Annotated in this window: 17 protein-coding genes; 13 read left to right on the top strand and 4 right to left on the bottom strand. The window is 65.8% G+C overall.

Annotated elements, in window-relative coordinates; all coding sequences use genetic code 11:
* Nucleotides 1-22: 22 nt before the first annotated feature.
* The gene (locus ACYJP6_RS22970) at nucleotides 23-616 is read left to right on the top strand and encodes a phosphoheptose isomerase (RefSeq protein ID WP_007162067.1); all 594 of its coding nucleotides are present in this window, start codon (nucleotides 23-25) and stop codon (nucleotides 614-616) included.
* Nucleotides 613-1,185 (top strand): BON domain-containing protein, encoded by a 573-nt coding sequence (locus ACYJP6_RS22975; RefSeq protein WP_459478190.1) that lies wholly within the window; start codon nucleotides 613-615, stop codon nucleotides 1,183-1,185. Before ACYJP6_RS22970 ends, ACYJP6_RS22975 begins: the two co-directional genes overlap by 4 nt.
* A 63-nt stretch (nucleotides 1,186-1,248) precedes the next feature.
* Here the strand turns inward: ACYJP6_RS22975 and ACYJP6_RS22980 are convergent, their stop codons facing one another.
* Nucleotides 1,249-1,485, bottom strand: coding sequence for a DUF2171 domain-containing protein (locus ACYJP6_RS22980; protein WP_459478192.1), 237 nt, complete (start codon nucleotides 1,483-1,485; stop codon nucleotides 1,249-1,251).
* 148 nt (nucleotides 1,486-1,633) lie between these two features.
* Here ACYJP6_RS22980 and ACYJP6_RS22985 point away from each other — a divergent pair, with 148 nt between their 5' ends.
* A complete protein-coding gene (locus tag ACYJP6_RS22985; protein WP_459478194.1) occupies nucleotides 1,634-2,290 on the top strand; it encodes a sulfite oxidase-like oxidoreductase in 657 nt (218 codons plus the stop codon).
* A 7-nt stretch (nucleotides 2,291-2,297) separates the two neighbouring features.
* On the opposite strand, the gene ACYJP6_RS22990 is transcribed toward ACYJP6_RS22985, so the two are convergent.
* Nucleotides 2,298-2,699 carry a hypothetical protein gene (locus tag ACYJP6_RS22990; protein WP_459478196.1) on the bottom strand — a complete coding sequence of 134 codons (402 nt, stop codon included), beginning with the start codon at nucleotides 2,697-2,699 and terminating at the stop codon, nucleotides 2,298-2,300.
* A complete protein-coding gene (locus ACYJP6_RS22995) occupies nucleotides 2,696-3,916 on the bottom strand; it encodes an N-acetylmuramoyl-L-alanine amidase (protein ID WP_459478198.1) in 1,221 nt (406 codons plus the stop codon). The genes ACYJP6_RS22990 and ACYJP6_RS22995 overlap by 4 nt, the downstream gene beginning before the upstream one ends.
* Before the next feature lie 279 nt (nucleotides 3,917-4,195).
* Here ACYJP6_RS22995 and osmE point away from each other — a divergent pair, with 279 nt between their 5' ends.
* The 10 genes from osmE (at nucleotide 4,196) to ACYJP6_RS23045 (ending at nucleotide 16,134) form a co-directional block, all read left to right on the top strand.
* Nucleotides 4,196-4,534 carry an osmotically-inducible lipoprotein OsmE gene (gene osmE, locus ACYJP6_RS23000; protein WP_007162073.1) on the top strand — a complete coding sequence of 113 codons (339 nt, stop codon included), beginning with the start codon at nucleotides 4,196-4,198 and terminating at the stop codon, nucleotides 4,532-4,534.
* 192 nt (nucleotides 4,535-4,726) lie between these two features.
* Nucleotides 4,727-5,248, top strand: a complete 522-nt coding sequence (locus ACYJP6_RS23005; protein ID WP_145007176.1) for a hypothetical protein — start codon at nucleotides 4,727-4,729, stop codon at nucleotides 5,246-5,248.
* 388 nt (nucleotides 5,249-5,636) lie between these two features.
* On the top strand, nucleotides 5,637-7,472 hold the full coding sequence (ilvD, locus tag ACYJP6_RS23010; RefSeq protein WP_459478200.1) for a dihydroxy-acid dehydratase: 1,836 nt from the start codon (nucleotides 5,637-5,639) through the stop codon (nucleotides 7,470-7,472).
* A gap of 423 nt (nucleotides 7,473-7,895) precedes the next feature.
* Entirely contained in the window at nucleotides 7,896-9,140 is a 1,245-nt protein-coding gene (locus ACYJP6_RS23015; protein ID WP_459478202.1) for a carbohydrate porin, read from the top strand.
* A 63-nt stretch (nucleotides 9,141-9,203) separates the two neighbouring features.
* Nucleotides 9,204-10,232 carry a substrate-binding domain-containing protein gene (locus ACYJP6_RS23020; RefSeq protein WP_459478204.1) on the top strand — a complete coding sequence of 343 codons (1,029 nt, stop codon included), beginning with the start codon at nucleotides 9,204-9,206 and terminating at the stop codon, nucleotides 10,230-10,232.
* Between the two features lie 107 nt (nucleotides 10,233-10,339).
* Complete coding sequence (locus ACYJP6_RS23025; RefSeq protein WP_459478206.1) at nucleotides 10,340-11,422, top strand: ABC transporter permease; 1,083 nt, start codon at nucleotides 10,340-10,342, stop codon at nucleotides 11,420-11,422.
* A complete protein-coding gene (locus ACYJP6_RS23030; protein ID WP_459478208.1) occupies nucleotides 11,422-12,189 on the top strand; it encodes an ATP-binding cassette domain-containing protein in 768 nt (255 codons plus the stop codon). Before ACYJP6_RS23025 ends, ACYJP6_RS23030 begins: the two co-directional genes overlap by 1 nt.
* 252 nt (nucleotides 12,190-12,441) lie before the next feature.
* The gene (locus ACYJP6_RS23035) at nucleotides 12,442-14,331 is read left to right on the top strand and encodes a methyl-accepting chemotaxis protein (protein WP_459478210.1); all 1,890 of its coding nucleotides are present in this window, start codon (nucleotides 12,442-12,444) and stop codon (nucleotides 14,329-14,331) included.
* A 121-nt stretch (nucleotides 14,332-14,452) separates the two neighbouring features.
* Entirely contained in the window at nucleotides 14,453-15,811 is a 1,359-nt protein-coding gene (locus tag ACYJP6_RS23040; protein WP_459478212.1) for a nucleobase:cation symporter-2 family protein, read from the top strand.
* A 122-nt stretch (nucleotides 15,812-15,933) separates the two neighbouring features.
* Nucleotides 15,934-16,134 carry a hypothetical protein gene (locus tag ACYJP6_RS23045; protein WP_273806466.1) on the top strand — a complete coding sequence of 67 codons (201 nt, stop codon included), beginning with the start codon at nucleotides 15,934-15,936 and terminating at the stop codon, nucleotides 16,132-16,134.
* On the opposite strand, the gene ACYJP6_RS23050 is transcribed toward ACYJP6_RS23045, so the two are convergent.
* On the bottom strand, nucleotides 16,131-16,625 hold the full coding sequence (locus tag ACYJP6_RS23050; protein WP_459478214.1) for a 2-thiouracil desulfurase family protein: 495 nt from the start codon (nucleotides 16,623-16,625) through the stop codon (nucleotides 16,131-16,133). The two genes, ACYJP6_RS23045 and ACYJP6_RS23050, sit on opposite strands and share 4 nt — an antisense overlap.
* Nucleotides 16,626-16,650: the final 25 nt, after the last annotated feature.

Consider the following 16,650-nt stretch of genomic DNA (forward strand, 5'->3'; position numbering starts at 1 on the left):
TGCACAGGTCAAAGATATCGCGATGGACACCCACGCCCGCATCCAGAAACTCTTCCGGGACAGCATCGAAACCAAGCGTCAGGCGATGGAAGTCCTGATTCCCCATATCGATCTGGCCAGCCAGGTCATGGTTGCGGCCCTGCTCAACGAAGGCAAGATCCTCACCTGCGGCAATGGCGGCTCCGCCGGCGATGCCCAGCACTTCTCCTCGGAGCTACTGAACCGCTTCGAGCGCGAGCGCCCCAGCCTGCCGGCGCTGGCGCTGACCACCGACACCTCGACCCTGACCTCCATTGCCAATGACTACAGCTACAACGAGGTGTTCTCCAAGCAGATCCGCGCCCTGGGTCAGCCCGGTGACATCCTCCTGGCCATTTCCACCAGCGGCAACTCGGCCAACGTGATCCAGGCGATCCAGGCCGCCCACGACCGCGAGATGACCGTGGTCGCCCTCACCGGTCGCGACGGCGGCGGCATGGCCTCGCTGCTGCTGCCCGAAGACGTCGAGATCCGCGTTCCGGCCAAGGTCACCGCCCGCATCCAGGAAGTGCACCTGCTGGTGATTCACTGCCTGTGCGACCAGATCGATCAGCAACTGTTTGGAAGCGAAGAATGAAGAAGGCTCCCCTCCTCGCCATCCTGGCGCTGTCCTTCGCCGTGGCTGGCTGCAGCAACGTGGTCACCGCCAGCCGCGACAAGCCCATCGACGACAACCGCGGCACCCGTACCCTCGGCAGCACCGTGGACGATGCCTTGATCGAGACCAAGGCCGCGGTCAACATTTCCAAGGCCAATACCGATCTCGCCAGCTCGCACATCGTGGTGGTGAGCTACAACGGCGTGGTGCTGATCGCCGGCCAGACCCCGCGGGCCGACCTCAAGGCCCAGGCCGAACAGGCCGTGCGCAGCGTGCAGCGGGTCAAGACCGTGCACAACGAACTGCAGGTGACCGCCAACTCCTCGCTGCTGGCGCGGAGCAACGACTCCTGGCTGACCACCCGCATCAAGACCCAGATGTTCGCCGACGAAGACATTCCCGGCTCGCGCATCAAGGTGGTCACCGAAAACGGCATTGTCTACCTCCTGGGCCTGGTGACCCAGCAGGAAGCCGCCCATGCCGTACAGCTGATCCAGAGCGTCTCGGGTGTCCAGCGCATCGTCAAGCTGTTCGAATACATCAACTGACCCCAGTCGACGCCCAACAAAAAGCCCCGCCAGTGCGGGGCTTTTCGTTAACCGAACGCTTGATCAGGCGGCTTGCCACTCACGCTCGGCTTCGTCGCGGGTCTTGACCAGGCGGACCTGGGTGCCTTCCACCGACTTCACCCAGCTCAGCGGAATGTAGTGGTGCTTGCCCTGGGCGTCCTGGTCACGCTTGGTCAGCTTGATGCGATCGGCACCTTCCATGTGGTCGACGGTGCCTACGTGCTCACCATCCGAACCGACGACTTCCGCATGCTCTTTGATCTGGGTTGCATCTACCATGGTCGTTCTCCGGCAGGTTAAGAAAAAGGAGGCGCCTCTCTGAGTGCCTGCAGGATAGGAGGCACGAGACGCCGTCTGGGTTCGCCCCTTGCCGACGAAAGGCCTGCACCGTGGTCAGATGCGCAGGACCTGCGAGGAGGATCCACCGATGAGCGACGAGCCAAGCAAGTTGACCCGTTCCAAGGAACGCTGGGCCCAGGAGGGACGCTTCCTGACCGGTGAGCGCGCACGTCCGGAGAGCGAGCGGCTGCCACCCGGCCAGCACCGCGTCAGCAACTGGCCGGTCCTGGACCTGGGCGTCCGGCCCGAGGTCAGCCTGGCACGCTGGCAACTGGCGGTGACCGGGGCGGTGCGGCAGACGCTGCGCTGGAACTGGGACACCTTCGCCGCGCGGGCGACCACCCACGCGGTCAACGACATGCACTGCGTCACCACCTGGTCACGCTACGACAACCACTGGATAGGCCTGCCGGTGAGCGAACTGCTGGCGGAGGTGCAACCGCGCGAAGAGGCGACCCATGTGCTGTTGCACAGCTACGACGGCTACATCACCAACCTGCCCCTGGCCGACTTCGCCGCGCCCGGGGCCATGCTGGTGCACAGCTGGGAAGGTCAACCCCTGACGGCCGAGCACGGCGGACCGGTGCGGGCGCTGATCCCGCACCTCTACCTGTGGAAGAGCGCCAAGTGGCTGAGACGCATCGATTTCCGGGTGGGCGATACGCCAGGCTTCTGGGAGATGCGCGGCTATCACGACCGGGGCGACCCCTGGCAGGAGCAGCGCTACGCCGCCGACGACGCCTGATGGCGCCCTAGGGCGCCGCCGGGGCCAGTTGCAGCTCTACCGGATCGCCGGGATTCAGGCTGCGGATGCGGAATTCGTCGCGCTTGAGGCTGAGGATTTCCGTGGGATAGGTGATGCCTTCCTCGATCAGGTTCAGACCCTTCTCGGTTCGCGTCCAGCGCCCCAGGGACGGCTGGCTGCTGGGCGAGCCCATCACCAGGGTGCCGTCGCTGAGGAAGACGTAGAGCATGCCCGGCTCGATGCTGTTGCTGGTGCGGATCTGCCAGACCTTGTTGACGAAGCTTTCCTGGGTACCGCTCGCCTTGCCGCCGCCCTGGCCGTAGCCGATAAGGCCGGCCACGACGCACAGGGCGCCTAGCGCCAGTACCACCACGCGCCAGTAACGACGCGCCTTGTCTTGCACACTCATGTCACTCCTTGGGTGTTCTTCAGGCTGGCCAGGTAGGTGCCGAGTGGTGGCCGCTCCTGGAAGTAGCCATGCAGCCCGGCGAAAATCGAATCGGCCAGCTGCTTCTGGTGGCGACTGTCGAGCAGGCGTCGGCAGTCGCGATCATTGGAAATGAAGCCGGTCTCGACCAGGATCGAGGGGATGTCCGGCGATTTGAGCACAGCGAAGCCGGCCTGCTCCACCCGTTTCTGGTGCAGGTTGGTGATGCTCGACAATTGCCCCAGCACCTTGTGGCCCAGGTCCAGGCTCGAGGAGATGGTGGCGTTCATCGACATGTCCAGCAGCACGCCGGCCAGCATGGGGTCGCGCCCCTTGAGGATCTCGTTGGCACCGATCAGGTCGACGTTGTTCTCGCTGTCGGCGAGGAAACGCGCCGTGGTCGAGGTGGCCCCACCCTCGGACAGCGCATAGACCGAGGCGCCATAGGCCGTGCGGCGCGGGGCGGCATCGGCGTGCACCGAGACGAACATGTCGGCGTTGTAGCTGCGCGCGACCTCGACCCTCTTGCGCAGCGGCACGAAGAAGTCGTCGTTGCGCACCAGCTTGGCCTTGAAGCCCTTCTGCAGGTTGATGCGGCGCGCCAGGTTCTGCGCCACGATCAGGGCGATGTCCTTTTCCCGATCGCCACGCGCGCTCAGGGCGCCAGGATCCTTGCCACCGTGGCCGGCGTCGACCACTACCATGATGTCGCGACCCGCGGCCAGGCCCTTGCCACGCTTCACTTCCAGCGGCGGCTCGGCGTCGGCCGGCGGGCGTGCCGCGACCACCGGCGCACCGGCGCGCTTGAGATCGAGGACCAGGCGATTGGCGGCGCCCTCGCCGGGGCCGAGGATGAAGCTTTCCATTTCCACCGGGTGCGCCAGCTCCAGCACCACGCGGGTGTCCTGGGCGCCGTAGTGGGCGCTGCGCACGGCGCGGACCGGGGATCCCTGCAGTGCCAGGTGGTTGAGCACCGCGGGCGCCTGGGTATCGGCCAGGTCGAGAATGATGCGATCCGGCGCCACCAGGGTGAAGGTCTTGTAGCGCACCGGCCCGGTGAGATCGAACACCAGGCGAAGCTTGTCGGCATCCTGCCAGGCCCGTGCCCCCTTGAGTTGCTGACGGGCGGCAAAGGCGGGCAACCCGACGGGCAAGGTCATGCCGGCCAGGATCAGATTGAGCAGACGACGGCGATTCATGAAGTCCTCGCAAGAAACGAGAAACGGCTGGGAAGTTACAACATAACGCCAAAGATCGCCTGCCGCCTGGCAGCTGTCAACTGCCGTTCGAACAAAATATTCCTTAAAAAACGGGGATATAGCGTTCGTTTGAAGAATCAGCTTTAGATACAGTCACTTGCCGTCGCCACGGCGTCGGCTGTCAGAAAGGCGAACGGCGAGAAGTGCGACGGAGAGCGAATTTATCGGCGTTGCCATCGTCGAAGTGTCAGGCACTTCCGCCTTTGAAGGGATCACACCATGAACAAGAAGATTGCAGTCGCGACCGCCCTGTTGGCTGGCACCGTCCTGGCGGGCTGCGCCTCGGTCAAGAACACCGCCGACTACACCGTGGGCCGCGTCGAGTTCCGCGAGCAGCCGCTGGTGAAGCAGGTGGACAAGGGCATGAGCAAGGCTGATGTCCTGCGTATCGGCGGTACCCCGTCGAGCACCTATACCCGCAAGTATCGTCCGGGCACCTGCAACAACTATGTGCTCAACAAGGATGGCAAGGAGCAGGTCTACTCGATCGGCTTCGACAGCATGAACCGCGTCGACAGCAAGGACTTCGAGACCTGCGAAAGCGCTGATCGCGCCTGAAGCAGGACGCGAACCGGCCGGTCTGGCCGGGTGTCCTGAAGGACGCTGGCGGCGTCTGATGGACAGGATGGGCGAGCGGCTGCACCATGGGCCCTCCCCATCCCCGATCGCTGCGCCGATGTCATGTCCTGCGGATCGACGCGGGTTCGGCCGGCACCGCCACGCTCTACCATCGTTCCAAGGAATTCAGGCATGTCCAGACGTCACCTCATACTCACAGCTGCGGTGCTTTCCCTGACTGGCTGCGGTGGCTATGACTACAGCTGCGATGCGGCCAAGACCGCCGAACTGGTCCGCCAGCAATACGCCCAGACCATCAACGAGATCTACGCCGAGGACATCGCTGCCGGCCAGCCCGCCCTGGAAGCCGGCCAGGTCTCGCTGGTCGACATCAAGACCCAGGAGGAGCCGTCGGACAGCGGCGACGCAGGCTTCTATACCTGCAACGCGACCGTCGAGGCGACCTGGCCCAAGGCCGCCCTGGAGCGCCTGGCACCCGCGGCCGCCCAGCTGGCCAGCGTCGGTGCCATCCTCGAGAACGGCCACCTGCGCCATGCGCTGAGCTACGAGTCCTCGCTGGAAGGGGGCGACAAGCAGCGCGTCGACATCACCCTGCCCGAAGCCGTGGACCTGAGCCTCAAGACCCTGGCCGGCCAGGAGCCCATGGATGAATACCTGGAAGACGCCCCCGACGGCGAACAGGAAGCGCCCTAGGCTTTGTCTTAAAAGTGCCTGCGCTCGATCATGCGGCGTTAAAAATCCGCTGGGTCGCCAGTCCGATCGGAATGCTCATTTACCACTCGTAAACTCCGCTTCCTCACGGATTTTTGCCTTGCCTGACCTTCGCTCGGCGACTTTTTAGACAAGCCCTAAACTCAGGGCGCCAGCGCTGCTGTGCAGCCCTGGTGCCCGCGTGTATGATCCGCTTTCCCCTCGCCAGCATCCTCCGGCGGGTTCGTGAGCCCTGGTGCCCCTGCGGTGATCCCGCACGACGTCGCCATCCTCCGGCCCGGCATTCGTCACTCCGCGTTTGCACCGTGCCTCGCCTGCGCTCACGATGAGCAGAACCGTGACCTAGAAAGCCGCCTCGGAGAGCCGCTTCATGCCTGACTATCGCTCGAAAACCTCCACCCAGGGTCGCAACATGGCTGGCGCCCGGGCGCTCTGGCGCGCCACCGGGATGAAGGACGAAGACTTCAAGAAGCCGATCATCGCCATCGCCAACTCCTTCACCCAGTTCGTACCGGGCCATGTCCACCTCAAGGACCTCGGCCAACTGGTCGCCCGCGAGATCGAGCGGGTCGGCGGCGTGGCCAAGGAATTCAACACCATTGCCGTGGACGACGGCATCGCCATGGGCCACGACGGCATGCTCTATTCGCTGCCGAGTCGCGAGATCATCGCCGACGCCGTGGAGTATATGGTCAATGCCCACTGCGCCGATGCCCTGGTGTGCATCTCCAACTGCGACAAGATTACCCCCGGCATGCTGATGGCCGCGCTGCGCCTGAACATCCCGGTGGTCTTCGTCTCCGGCGGCCCCATGGAAGCCGGCAAGACCAAGCTGGCCAGCCACGGCCTGGACCTGGTGGACGCCATGGTCATCGCCGCCGACAGTTCGGCCAGCGACGAGAAGGTCGCCGAATACGAGCGCAGCGCCTGCCCCACCTGTGGCAGCTGCTCCGGCATGTTCACCGCCAACTCGATGAACTGCCTGACCGAAGCCCTGGGCCTGGCCCTGCCGGGCAACGGCTCGACCCTGGCCACCCACGCCGACCGCAAGGAACTCTTCCTGCAGGCCGGCCGCACCATCGTCGACCTGTGCCGCCGCTATTACCAGGAGAACGACGAGTCGGCCCTGCCGCGCAATATCGCCTGCTATGCGGCGTTCGAGAACGCCATGACCCTGGACATCGCCATGGGCGGCTCGACCAACACCATCCTGCACCTGCTGGCCGCGGCCCAGGAAGCCGAGGTGGACTTCGACCTGCGCAACATCGATGCCCTGTCGCGCAGGGTGCCGCAGCTGTGCAAGGTGGCGCCGAACATCCAGAAGTACCATATGGAAGACGTACACCGGGCCGGTGGCATCTTCAGCATCCTCGGCGAGCTGGCCCGGGGTGGTCTGCTCCACACCGACCTGCCCACCGTGCACAGCCGCACCCTGGGCGAAGCCATCGAGCAGTGGGACATCACCCTGACCCAGGACGAGGCGGTGAAGACCTTCTTCCGCGCCGGTCCGGCCGGTATCCCGACCCAGGAAGCCTTCAGCCAGGCCACCCGCTATGACAGCCTGGATGACGACCGTGCCGAAGGCTGCATCCGCAGCGTGGAGCACGCCTACTCCCAGGAAGGCGGTCTGGCCGTGCTCTACGGCAACATCGCCCTGGACGGCTGCGTGGTGAAGACCGCCGGCGTGGATGAGTCCATCCATGTGTTCGAGGGCAATGCCAAGGTATTCGAAAGCCAGGACGCCGCCGTGCGCGGCATCCTCGCCGACGAGGTGAAGGCCGGTGACATCGTCATCATCCGCTACGAAGGCCCCAAGGGCGGCCCGGGCATGCAGGAGATGCTCTATCCCACCAGCTACCTGAAGTCCAAGGGCCTGGGCAAGCAGTGCGCCCTGCTCACCGACGGGCGCTTCTCCGGCGGTACCTCGGGCCTGTCCATCGGCCACGCGTCGCCGGAAGCGGCCGCGGGTGGCGCCATCGGCCTGGTGCGCGATGGCGACAAGGTGCTCATCGACATTCCCCAGCGCAGCATCAACCTGCTGGTGAGCGCTGAAGAACTGTCCCATCGCCGTATCGAGCAGGACAAGCTGGGCTGGAAACCGGCCCAACCCCGCGCCCGCCGGGTGACCACCGCACTCAAGGCCTATGCCCTGCTGGCCACCAGTGCCGACAAGGGCGGCGTGCGCGACAAGGCGCTGCTGGGCTGACCGCTCCTGCCGGGCGATGGCGTCTGCCGTCGCCCGGCTGCTCCACTTTACCCTCCCCCATAGGCGCCTGCCGGTCTATCTCGGGCCTTTCGCCCCGCCCCCTCTTTGCCGCTTCCCCTGCCCTTCGCTAAGCTTCAGCCCTCCCGCCACGATGCCCATTCCAGAGCGGTTCTACCGTTGCTTGGCTTGCTATTTTTGCAGAAGCGCGACCTGTGATTCAGCTCACAATCGACCCGAAACGAGACGCTAGGCCGTTGAGTGATCAAAGGCTACCCTCCGTCTGCCGCTGAATTGATTCAGCGATAAGTTTGTAGTCAGGTAAGGCCGCAATGGTCACACCTAAGTTGATCTTTCGCTGGAGCACGGCGGATCAGGTGTGAACCAGGCATCGCGTTACACAACAACAATAATTAGGGAACATAAATGAAGAAGAAAAAGGCTATCCCCCTGGCCAGGGTTTCGGTCGCATCCTTGGTGAGCACTCTCCTCCTGATCCCCGCTGCACAAGCCTTCGAAACCACCGGTTACTTCCGTGCCGGCCTCGGCGATTCTTCCGGCTCCGGCTCCATGCGCTGCTTCAAGCTCCAAGGCGCCCAGTCCAAGTACCGCCTGGGCAACGAGTGCGAGCAGTACGGTGAGTTCGCGGCCAAGCAGGATGTCTTCTCGCTGGACGATGGCTCCGCCGTGGGCGTCTACGGCATGGCCAGCCTCTACAACCAGTACGACCGCACCCCAACCTTCCATGGCGACAACGGCCAGATCCGCGCGGTCCAGGCCTATGCCTACTGGAACAACATCGCTGCCCTGAATGGCGGTAACCTCTGGGCCGGTCGCCGTTACTACAAGCGTAACGACATCCACATCTCCGACTTCTTCTACTGGAACCAGAGCGCCACCGGCGGCGGTATCGAGGACGTCAACATTGGCGGTCTCAAGTACAGCCTGGCCTTCTCGCGCAAGGACAACCAGAACCAGAAGGACTTCCAGAACCGCATCGACTTCAACGTCGCCGGCTTCAACACCAATCCCAATGGCTCGCTGGAGATCGGCGTCAGCTACCTGGACAAGCCCAGTAACCAGCCCAACGCCAACAGCGGCGTGGCGGTGACGCTGCAGCACAAGCAGGCCAACTTCATGGGCTGGGGTGGCGTGAACACCTTCGCCGTGCAGCGCGGCCAGGGCCCGGGCACCGCCCTGGGCAGCACCGGCGATCCCACCCTGAGCAGCGCCGACGTCTCCTATCGCGTGGTCGACTACTTCGACTGGCAGATCAGTCGCTACTGGGGTGGCCAGATCGCCGCGGTGTACCAGAAGGACGAACGTCCCAATGGCAACGACCTGCGCTGGACCTCGCTGGGTGGCCGTCTGGTCTACGGCATCACCGACCAGTTCAAGTTCTCCACCGAACTGGGCCATGACCAGGTGGAAGCCCCTGGCGGCACCCGCAAGCTGACCAAGCTGACCCTGGCGCCGACCTGGTCGCCCAAGGGACCGGAATTCAAGACCCGACCGGAATTCCGCCTGTTCTACACCTATGCTGTCTGGAACCGGGCTGCGCAGAACGCCGCTGACGAGTTCGATCCGGGTTCGTCCCTGTCGAGCACCGGTAACTTCGGTAGCGACCTGCATGGCTCCAACATCGGCTTCCAAGTCGAGCAGTGGTGGTAACAGCTCCACCGCGACCGGCGCACTGCCGGTCGCCTTCCTGTCTCTGAATCCGAGCGCACAACAATGAAAAGAACCGTCTCCCTCGCCTCCTTCGCCGGTTGCCTGTTGGCCGCCGCTCTGGCCAGTGGCACCGCCCAGGCCGCTCCCGTCTCCGCCTGCCTCATCACCAAGACCGACACCAACCCCTTCTTCGTCAAAATGAAGGAAGGAGCCACCGCCAAGGCCAAGGAGCTGGGGGTGACGCTCAAGGCCTATGCCGGCAAGATCGACGGCGACAGTGAAAGCCAGGTGGCCGCCATCGAGACCTGCATCGCCGATGGCGCCAAGGGCATCCTCATCACCGCCTCGGACACTAAGGGCATCGTGCCGAACCTGCAGAAGGCCCGCGAAGCCGGCCTGCTGGTGATCGCCCTGGATACCCCGCTGGATCCGGTGAGCGCCGCCGACATGACCTTCGCCACCGACAATCTGCTGGCCGGCAAGCTGATCGGCCAGTGGGCGAAGGAGACCCTGGGCGACAAGGCCAAGGACGCCCGGGTGGCCTTCCTCGACCTGAACGCCTCCCAGCCGTCGGTGGACGTCCTGCGCGACCAGGGCTTCATGCTCGGCTTCGGTATCGATCCCAAGGACCAGAGTCGCATCGGCGACGAGACCGATCCACGCATCGTCGGCCACGACGTGACCAACGGCAACGAAGAAGGCGGTCGCGCGGCGATGGAGAATCTACTGCAGAAGGATCCGACCATCAACGTGGTGCACACCATCAACGAACCGGCCGCCGCCGGGGCCTACGAGGCGCTCAAGGCCGTGGGTCGCGAGAAGGACGTGCTGATCGTGTCCATCGACGGGGGCTGCCCGGGCGTGCACAACGTGGCGGACGGCGTCATCGGCGCCACCTCCCAGCAGTACCCGCTGCAGATGGCCGCGCTGGGCATCGAGGCGATCAAGACGTTCGCCGATACCGGCAAGAAACCGACCCCCACCGAAGGCAAGAACTTCGTCGACACCGGGGTGAAGCTGGTGACCGACAAGCCGGTGCCGGGTATCCAGTCCCTCGACAGCAAGGCCGCCCTGCAGAAATGCTGGGGCTGATGCCCTCTCGTCTAGGCTAGAGCAGAGGGATCGCCCCCGCTTGAGCGCCATTGGCGCCGGCGCGGGCGATCGCCTCTCGGCCGCTTTCCCGCTCTCAGGAGATTGCCATGAGCGATCCGACCTCGCCCTCCCCGTCCGGCCAGCCGTTCGAGCAGGTGCTCAAGCACAGCGCCACGGAGGTGGCCTCCTTCACCCGTGACGAGCGCAGCGCCCTGCTCCGATTCCGTCACTTCCTGCATTCGCGCCCCTCGGCGGTGTCGCTGCTGGTTCTGCTGCTGTCGCTGGGCATCTTCGGCGTGCTGCTGGGTGGCAAGTTCTTTTCCGCCTTCACCCTGACCCTGATCCTGCAGCAGGTCGCCATCACCGGCATCGTCGGCGCCGCCCAGACGCTGGTGATCATCACCGCCGGCATCGACCTCTCGGTGGGTGCCATCATGGTGCTGTCCTCGGTGGTCATGGGCCAGTTCACCTTCCGCTACGGCCTGCCGGTGGAGCTGTCGATCCTCTGCGGCCTGGCGGTGGGCACCCTGTGCGGGATGGTCAACGGCTGGCTGATCGCCCGCATCAAGCTGCCGCCCTTCATCGTTACCCTGGGCATGTGGCAGATCGTCCTGGCGGCCAACTTCCTCTATTCGCGCAACGAGACCATCCGCGCCCAGGAGATCGGCGCGACGGCGCCACTGCTGCAGGTCTTCGGCGAGAATTTCCGCCTGGGCGGCGCCGTCTTCACCTATGGGGTAATCGCTCTCGCGGCACTGGTCGCCCTGCTCTGGTACGTGCTCAACCACACCGCCTGGGGCCGGCACCTCTATGCAGTGGGCGATGATCCCGAGGCCGCGGCACTGGCCGGGGTCAACGTCAGGCGCATGCTGATCACGGTGTACGGGCTGTCCGGACTCATCTGCGCCTTCGCCGGCTGGGTGCTGATCGGCCGGATCGGCTCGGTCTCGCCTACCGCCGGCCAGTTCGCCAACATCGAGTCCATCACCGCCGTGGTGATCGGCGGCATCTCCCTGTTCGGGGGGCGCGGCTCCATCCTCGGCATGCTGTTCGGCGCCCTGATCGTCGGCGTCTTCGCCCTCGGCCTGCGGCTGCTGGGCACCGACGTGCAATGGACCTATCTGCTGATCGGCACGCTCATCATCGCGGCCGTGGCTATCGACCAATGGATCAGAAAGGCGGCCAGCTGATGACTACCGAACCCCTGCTGATGGCCCGTGGCCTGGTGAAGCGCTATGGCCGCGTCACCGCCCTCGACCATGCCGACTTCGACCTCCTGCCGGGCGAGATCCTCGCCGTGATCGGCGACAACGGCGCCGGCAAGTCCTCGCTGATCAAGGCCATCTCTGGCGCCCTGCGCCCGGACGAGGGCGAGATCCGCTTCGAGGGCCAGCCGATCCAGTTCGCCTCGCCCATCGCCGCACGGCGCGCCGGCATCGAGACGGTCTACCAGAACCTGGCGCTGTCGCCGGCGCTGTCCATCGCCGACAACCTCTTCCTCGGTCGCGAATTGCGCAAGCCGGGCCTGCTCGGCAGCCTCTGCCGGACCCTGGACCGCAAGGCCATGGAGCGCATCGCCCGGGAGAAGCTGTCCGAGCTGGGGCTGATGACCATCCAGAACATCAACCAGGCGGTGGAAACCCTGTCCGGCGGCCAGCGCCAGGGCGTGGCGGTAGCCCGGGCGGCGGCCTTCGGCTCCAAGGTGATCATCCTCGACGAACCCACCGCCGCCCTTGGCGTGAAGGAGTCGCGCAAGGTCCTGGAGCTGATCCTCGACGTGCGCGCGCGGGGCATCGCCATCGTGCTGATCTCCCACAACATGCCCCATGTGTTCGAGATCGCCGACCGCATCCACATCCATCGGCTGGGCCGCCGGCTGACGGTGATCGACCCGCGCGAGCATTCCATGGCCGACGCCGTGGCGCTGATGACCGGGGCCCAGACCGTGGCGGCCTAGTCCAAAGGCGTCGGCTGAACGGCTCGCCGAGAGCTTCCTACGGGCAACCAGGGTGCCTGTAGGAAGCCAGGTCGATGGTGGCTATTCCCTGGGTGGCAAGCCGGGGCTGTCGCACTATCGCGATCTGCTCGCCTGCCTGGCGCGTTGCCAGGGCGCAAGAGTCCGTCTTCGCCAGGATGACCGCTGCGCTTAAGGTACTCCGCGCCTTTGTCGATACAGGGGGATAACAAACATCCCGATGGATCTCCCCTCATGCCCACTGCCCTGTCGTTGAAACAGAAACTCTCGCTATCAGCCACCGCAGCCGTCCTGGTCGTGGGTATCGGCCTGACGACCATCAACTTTCTCAACACACGCGCGGCCCTCGAGGCCTCCACGGTCGAGCAGCTGAAGACGGTCAGCTTCGTCTTCAACGGCGGCGTCCGCCAGTGGCTCGATGGCAAGGCCGCGGCCCTGGGCGCCCTGGCGCCGGAGACCCAGGAGGCGAATCTTCCCGCCAGCCTCAACCAGGTCAAGCTGTCGGGTGGCTTCGACAACGTCTTCTATGCCCGCGGTGACGGCAGCCAGGTCAACGCCAATGGCGTCCAGCTGCCGCCGGACAACAACGATCCGCGGAAATGGCTGTGGTACCAGCAGGCGCTGCAGCACCCCGGCCAGGTGTTCTTCTCCATCCCCACGGTGGCGGCGGCCACCAAGCAGAACGTGCTGTCGCTGGGCTGGGCCCTGCAATCGGCAGGCAAGACGACCGCCATCCTCGGCGCCGACGTGAGCATCCGCGACATCCTCGAGCAGCTCAAGCGCGTGCAATTGCCGGGTGCCGGCAGCGCCGTGCTGGTCAACGGCCAGAACATCGTGCTGGGGCATGAGGACGCCGCCCTGCTGGCCAAGCCGATCACCGACCTCTACCCGCTGCTGGGTGCGGACACCCTCAAGGGCCTGGCCCAGGCGCCGGGCGAGAGCTACGTCGAGACCGCGGCTGGCCAGCGCCTGTACGCGGCGCCCATGAACCACAACGGCGAAACCCTGATCATGATCGTCGACGAAGGGGTGCTCATGGCGCCGCTGCAACGGCAACTGTGGATCAGCGTCGCCATCCTGGCGGCGGTGCTGGGGGTGTCGCTGGTGCTGATCAATCTCTTCTGCAGCTACCTGCTCCGGCCGCTGGGCGTAGTCTCCGCGGGCCTGCAGGTCATCGCCGATGGCCAGGGCGACCTGACCCGGCGGATCGCCGTGCAGAGCCACGACGAGGTCGGCGGGCTGGCGGGACACTTCAACCAGTTCGTCGCCAGCCTGCATGGCCTGATCGGCGGCGTGCGCCAGCATGCCGAGAACGTGGACGCCGAATCGCAGAAGGTCCTGCAGCGCAGTGCCTCGGCCACCCAGGAACTGGGCCGCCTACAACAGGAAATTACCCTGGTCGCCACGGCCGTCACGGAGATGTCCTCCGCCACCCAGGAGATCGCCCGCAACGCCGAGCAGACCGCCGCAGCTATCCGGCAATCCTCCGACAGCACTACCCAGGGCCTGAGCCTGGTGCAGACCAGCAAAACCTCCATCACCAGCCTGGCCCGGGAAGTGGATGACGCCACCCAGGTGATCGGCGAACTGGACCAGCACTCGCAATCCATCGCCAAGGTGCTGGACAGCATCCAGAGCATCGCCGAGCAGACCAACCTGCTGGCGCTGAACGCAGCCATCGAGGCCGCCCGCGCCGGCGAGCATGGCCGCGGCTTCGCGGTGGTCGCCGACGAGGTGCGGACGCTATCGCAGCGCACCCAGGCGTCGACCCGGGAAATCAACGAGACCATCGGCACGCTCCAGCAGATGACCCGCCAGGCGGTGCAGCGGATGGGCAGCAGCATGGCCATCGCCGAACGCAGCGTGGCCGATGTGGAGCGGGCCTCCAGCGCCCTCGAGGCCATCGCCGAGAGCGCCGGGGTCATCTCCGAGATGTCGCTGCAGATCGCCACGGCGGCCGAGGAGCAGACTTCGGTGACCGAGGAAATCACCCGCAACGTCATCACCATCAAGGCACTCGGCGACACCCTGGCCAGCGGCGCCGAGGATTCGGAACGGCAATCGCGCTCCCTGCAGCATCATGCTGCCGACCTCAACCGGGACGTGGCCCGCTTCATCCTGTAAGGCTCAGCCTCCGTACCAGGACTACCCGCCGGCCGCCCGGTCCCCGGGCAGTCCTGGTCGAAGGCCTGCGCCGCGCGGCAGGCATCCGGTAAGATCGGCGCTTTGCCGCGACGACCCGCCCATGTCTCAGTCTCCCCGCTCCGAATTGCTCTATGGTCCTGCCGACCGCCCGCGCCCGCTGATCGCCCTGCTGGCCGCCATCCAGCACCTGTTGGCGATCATCGTCCCCATCGTCACCCCCGGCCTGCTGATCTGCCAGGCCCTGGGTGTCGCCCCGCGCGACACCAACCTGATCGTCTCCATGTCGCTGGTGATCTCCGGCATCGCCACCTACGTCCAGTGCCGGCGCTTCGGACCCTTCGGCGCCGGGTTGCTGATCGTCCAGGGCACCAGCTTCAACTTCGTCGGCCCGCTGATCGCCGGTGGCGCCCTGATGGTGAAGAACGGCACCCCGGTGGAAGCGGTGATGGCCGCCATCTTCGGCGTGGTCATGGCCGGCTCCTTCGTCGAGATGGGGGTGTCGCGGGTGCTGCCCTTCGTCAAGCGCCTCATCACCCCGCTGGTGACCGGCATCGTGGTGCTGATGATCGGCCTGACGCTGATCAAGGTCGGCCTGATCAGCATGGGCGGTGGCTTCACCGCCCTCGGCAACGGCACCTTCGCCAACGGCGAGAACCTGCTGCTGTCGGGCACCGTGCTGGCGACCATCGTGGTGGTCAATCGCCTGCCCGTACGTGGCCTGCGCAGCAGTGCCATCGTCGTCGCCCTGCTGCTGGGCTATGCCCTGGCCGCCTGGCTGGGCCGGCTCAACTTCACCGGCCTGCACGAAGCCGCCTGGGTGCAGATCCCCCTGCCGCTGCACTTCGGCCTGGGCTTTTCCTGGTCGCTGTTCGTACCGCTGCTGGTCATCTACCTGGTGACCTCCCTGGAAGCCATCGGCGACATCACCGCCACCAGCAAGGTCTCCCGCGAGCCGGTGGAGGGCCCGCTGTGGATGCAGCGGATCAAGGGCGGGGTGCTGGTCAATGGCGCCAACTCGCTGCTGGCCGGCCTGTTCAACACCTTTCCCAGCTCGGTGTTCGCGCAGAACAACGGGGTGATCCAGCTGACCGGTATCGCCAGCCGTCACGTCGGCCTGTGGATCGCCGCCATCCTGGTGCTGCTGGGGCTGTTCCCGACCGTGGCCGGGGTCATCCAGGCGGTGCCCGAGCCGGTGCTCGGCGGCGCGGCCATGGTGATGTTCGGCGCGGTGGCCGCCTCGGGGATCAACATCCTCGCCGGCGTCGAACTGGATCGCCGGGCGCTGCTGATCATCGCCGTGTCCCTGGCGCTCGGCCTGGGCATCTCCCAGGTTCCGGAATTCCTCGCGCACCTGCCGGCCGGCCTGCGCGCGGTACTGGAATCGGGCGTCGCCACCGGCGGCCTCTGCGCCCTGCTGCTGAACTGGTTCCTCCCGGAAACGCCGCGAGCCGCGGATTAGCCGCGCTCATTTCATCCTGGGGCTGAAGTTCCGCGGCGGGTTGCCGATAAGCCTGGCAAGTCACCTGTGGACTCGCCGCGAGCGTCGTTGCGCGCGTAGGCGACCCACCCAGCAGAGCGCCCATGATCAGCCCGGATGTTCCTGTCGTTAAGGTCCCGCTGCGCGAATACGCCGTCCTGGCCCGTGCCATGGGTGCCACGGTCTTTGCCCAGAACCTCGAGAAGCGGCCTGGCGAGCTGGTCGGCTGGCGTTTTCCCAAGGGCTGCTTCGTGCAGAAGGCGCATTTCCAGAGCCTGCTGGGCCGCCAGCCGGAGACCCTCTAGGCGTCGTCTTCCAGCACGGCGAGAAAACGCTGCGCCTCGACCAGTTCGGTCTCGTTGAAGACGGCGACCCCGGCGCATTTCAACGCCGCCGCCGTGACCCCCTCGCCCACTACCCGGGTGCCGCTGAAGCTGCCATCGTAGTTTTCCAGATTGCCACAGGACGGACTGCGCGCCTTGAGCACCGCCAGGCGGATGCCGTGCCGTGCGATCAGTTCGAGGGCCGCCTCGGCACCGGCGACGAAGGCCTCGGTCACGTCTTCGCCACCCGCGGTCACCACCGCTACTCGGCCATCCAGCACGGCGCCGCCCTGACCGCCAGGAATCTCCGCGGGCGGGCGCGGCGTGGGCAGGCCACCGGCCACCTCCGGGCAGAGCGGCACGATGCGCCCTGCGGCCTGCCAGACGCCCAGCAGATCGAAGGGACCATGGGCGCCGCCGTCGTAGCGCACCCGGTGCCCCAGCAGGCAGCGACTCACCAGTATCTTTTCCATGGCTCCTCCGGTAGTCCCGCTACTC

The organism is Pseudomonas sp. No.117, from assembly GCF_054558395.1.

Excerpts from the sequence above, each read along its gene's own strand:
- ACYJP6_RS22970 (WP_007162067.1), top strand. The coding sequence starts at position 23 with ATGGACACCCACGCCCGCATCCAGAAACTCTTCCGGGACAGCATCGAA.
- ACYJP6_RS22990 (WP_459478196.1), bottom strand. The coding sequence starts at position 2,699 with ATGAGTGTGCAAGACAAGGCGCGTCGTTACTGGCGCGTGGTGGTACTG.
- ACYJP6_RS22980 (WP_459478192.1), bottom strand. The coding sequence starts at position 1,485 with ATGGTAGATGCAACCCAGATCAAAGAGCATGCGGAAGTCGTCGGTTCG.
- ACYJP6_RS22985 (WP_459478194.1), top strand. The coding sequence starts at position 1,634 with ATGAGCGACGAGCCAAGCAAGTTGACCCGTTCCAAGGAACGCTGGGCC.
- ACYJP6_RS23035 (WP_459478210.1), top strand. The coding sequence starts at position 12,442 with ATGCCCACTGCCCTGTCGTTGAAACAGAAACTCTCGCTATCAGCCACC.
- ACYJP6_RS23025 (WP_459478206.1), top strand. The coding sequence starts at position 10,340 with ATGAGCGATCCGACCTCGCCCTCCCCGTCCGGCCAGCCGTTCGAGCAG.
- ACYJP6_RS22995 (WP_459478198.1), bottom strand. The coding sequence starts at position 3,916 with ATGAATCGCCGTCGTCTGCTCAATCTGATCCTGGCCGGCATGACCTTG.
- ACYJP6_RS23030 (WP_459478208.1), top strand. The coding sequence starts at position 11,422 with ATGACTACCGAACCCCTGCTGATGGCCCGTGGCCTGGTGAAGCGCTAT.
- osmE (WP_007162073.1), top strand. The coding sequence starts at position 4,196 with ATGAACAAGAAGATTGCAGTCGCGACCGCCCTGTTGGCTGGCACCGTC.
- ACYJP6_RS23020 (WP_459478204.1), top strand. The coding sequence starts at position 9,204 with ATGAAAAGAACCGTCTCCCTCGCCTCCTTCGCCGGTTGCCTGTTGGCC.
- ACYJP6_RS23050 (WP_459478214.1), bottom strand. The coding sequence starts at position 16,625 with ATGGAAAAGATACTGGTGAGTCGCTGCCTGCTGGGGCACCGGGTGCGC.
- ACYJP6_RS23015 (WP_459478202.1), top strand. The coding sequence starts at position 7,896 with ATGAAGAAGAAAAAGGCTATCCCCCTGGCCAGGGTTTCGGTCGCATCC.
- ACYJP6_RS23005 (WP_145007176.1), top strand. The coding sequence starts at position 4,727 with ATGTCCAGACGTCACCTCATACTCACAGCTGCGGTGCTTTCCCTGACT.
- ilvD (WP_459478200.1), top strand. The coding sequence starts at position 5,637 with ATGCCTGACTATCGCTCGAAAACCTCCACCCAGGGTCGCAACATGGCT.
- ACYJP6_RS23045 (WP_273806466.1), top strand. The coding sequence starts at position 15,934 with ATGATCAGCCCGGATGTTCCTGTCGTTAAGGTCCCGCTGCGCGAATAC.
- ACYJP6_RS22975 (WP_459478190.1), top strand. The coding sequence starts at position 613 with ATGAAGAAGGCTCCCCTCCTCGCCATCCTGGCGCTGTCCTTCGCCGTG.
- ACYJP6_RS23040 (WP_459478212.1), top strand. The coding sequence starts at position 14,453 with ATGTCTCAGTCTCCCCGCTCCGAATTGCTCTATGGTCCTGCCGACCGC.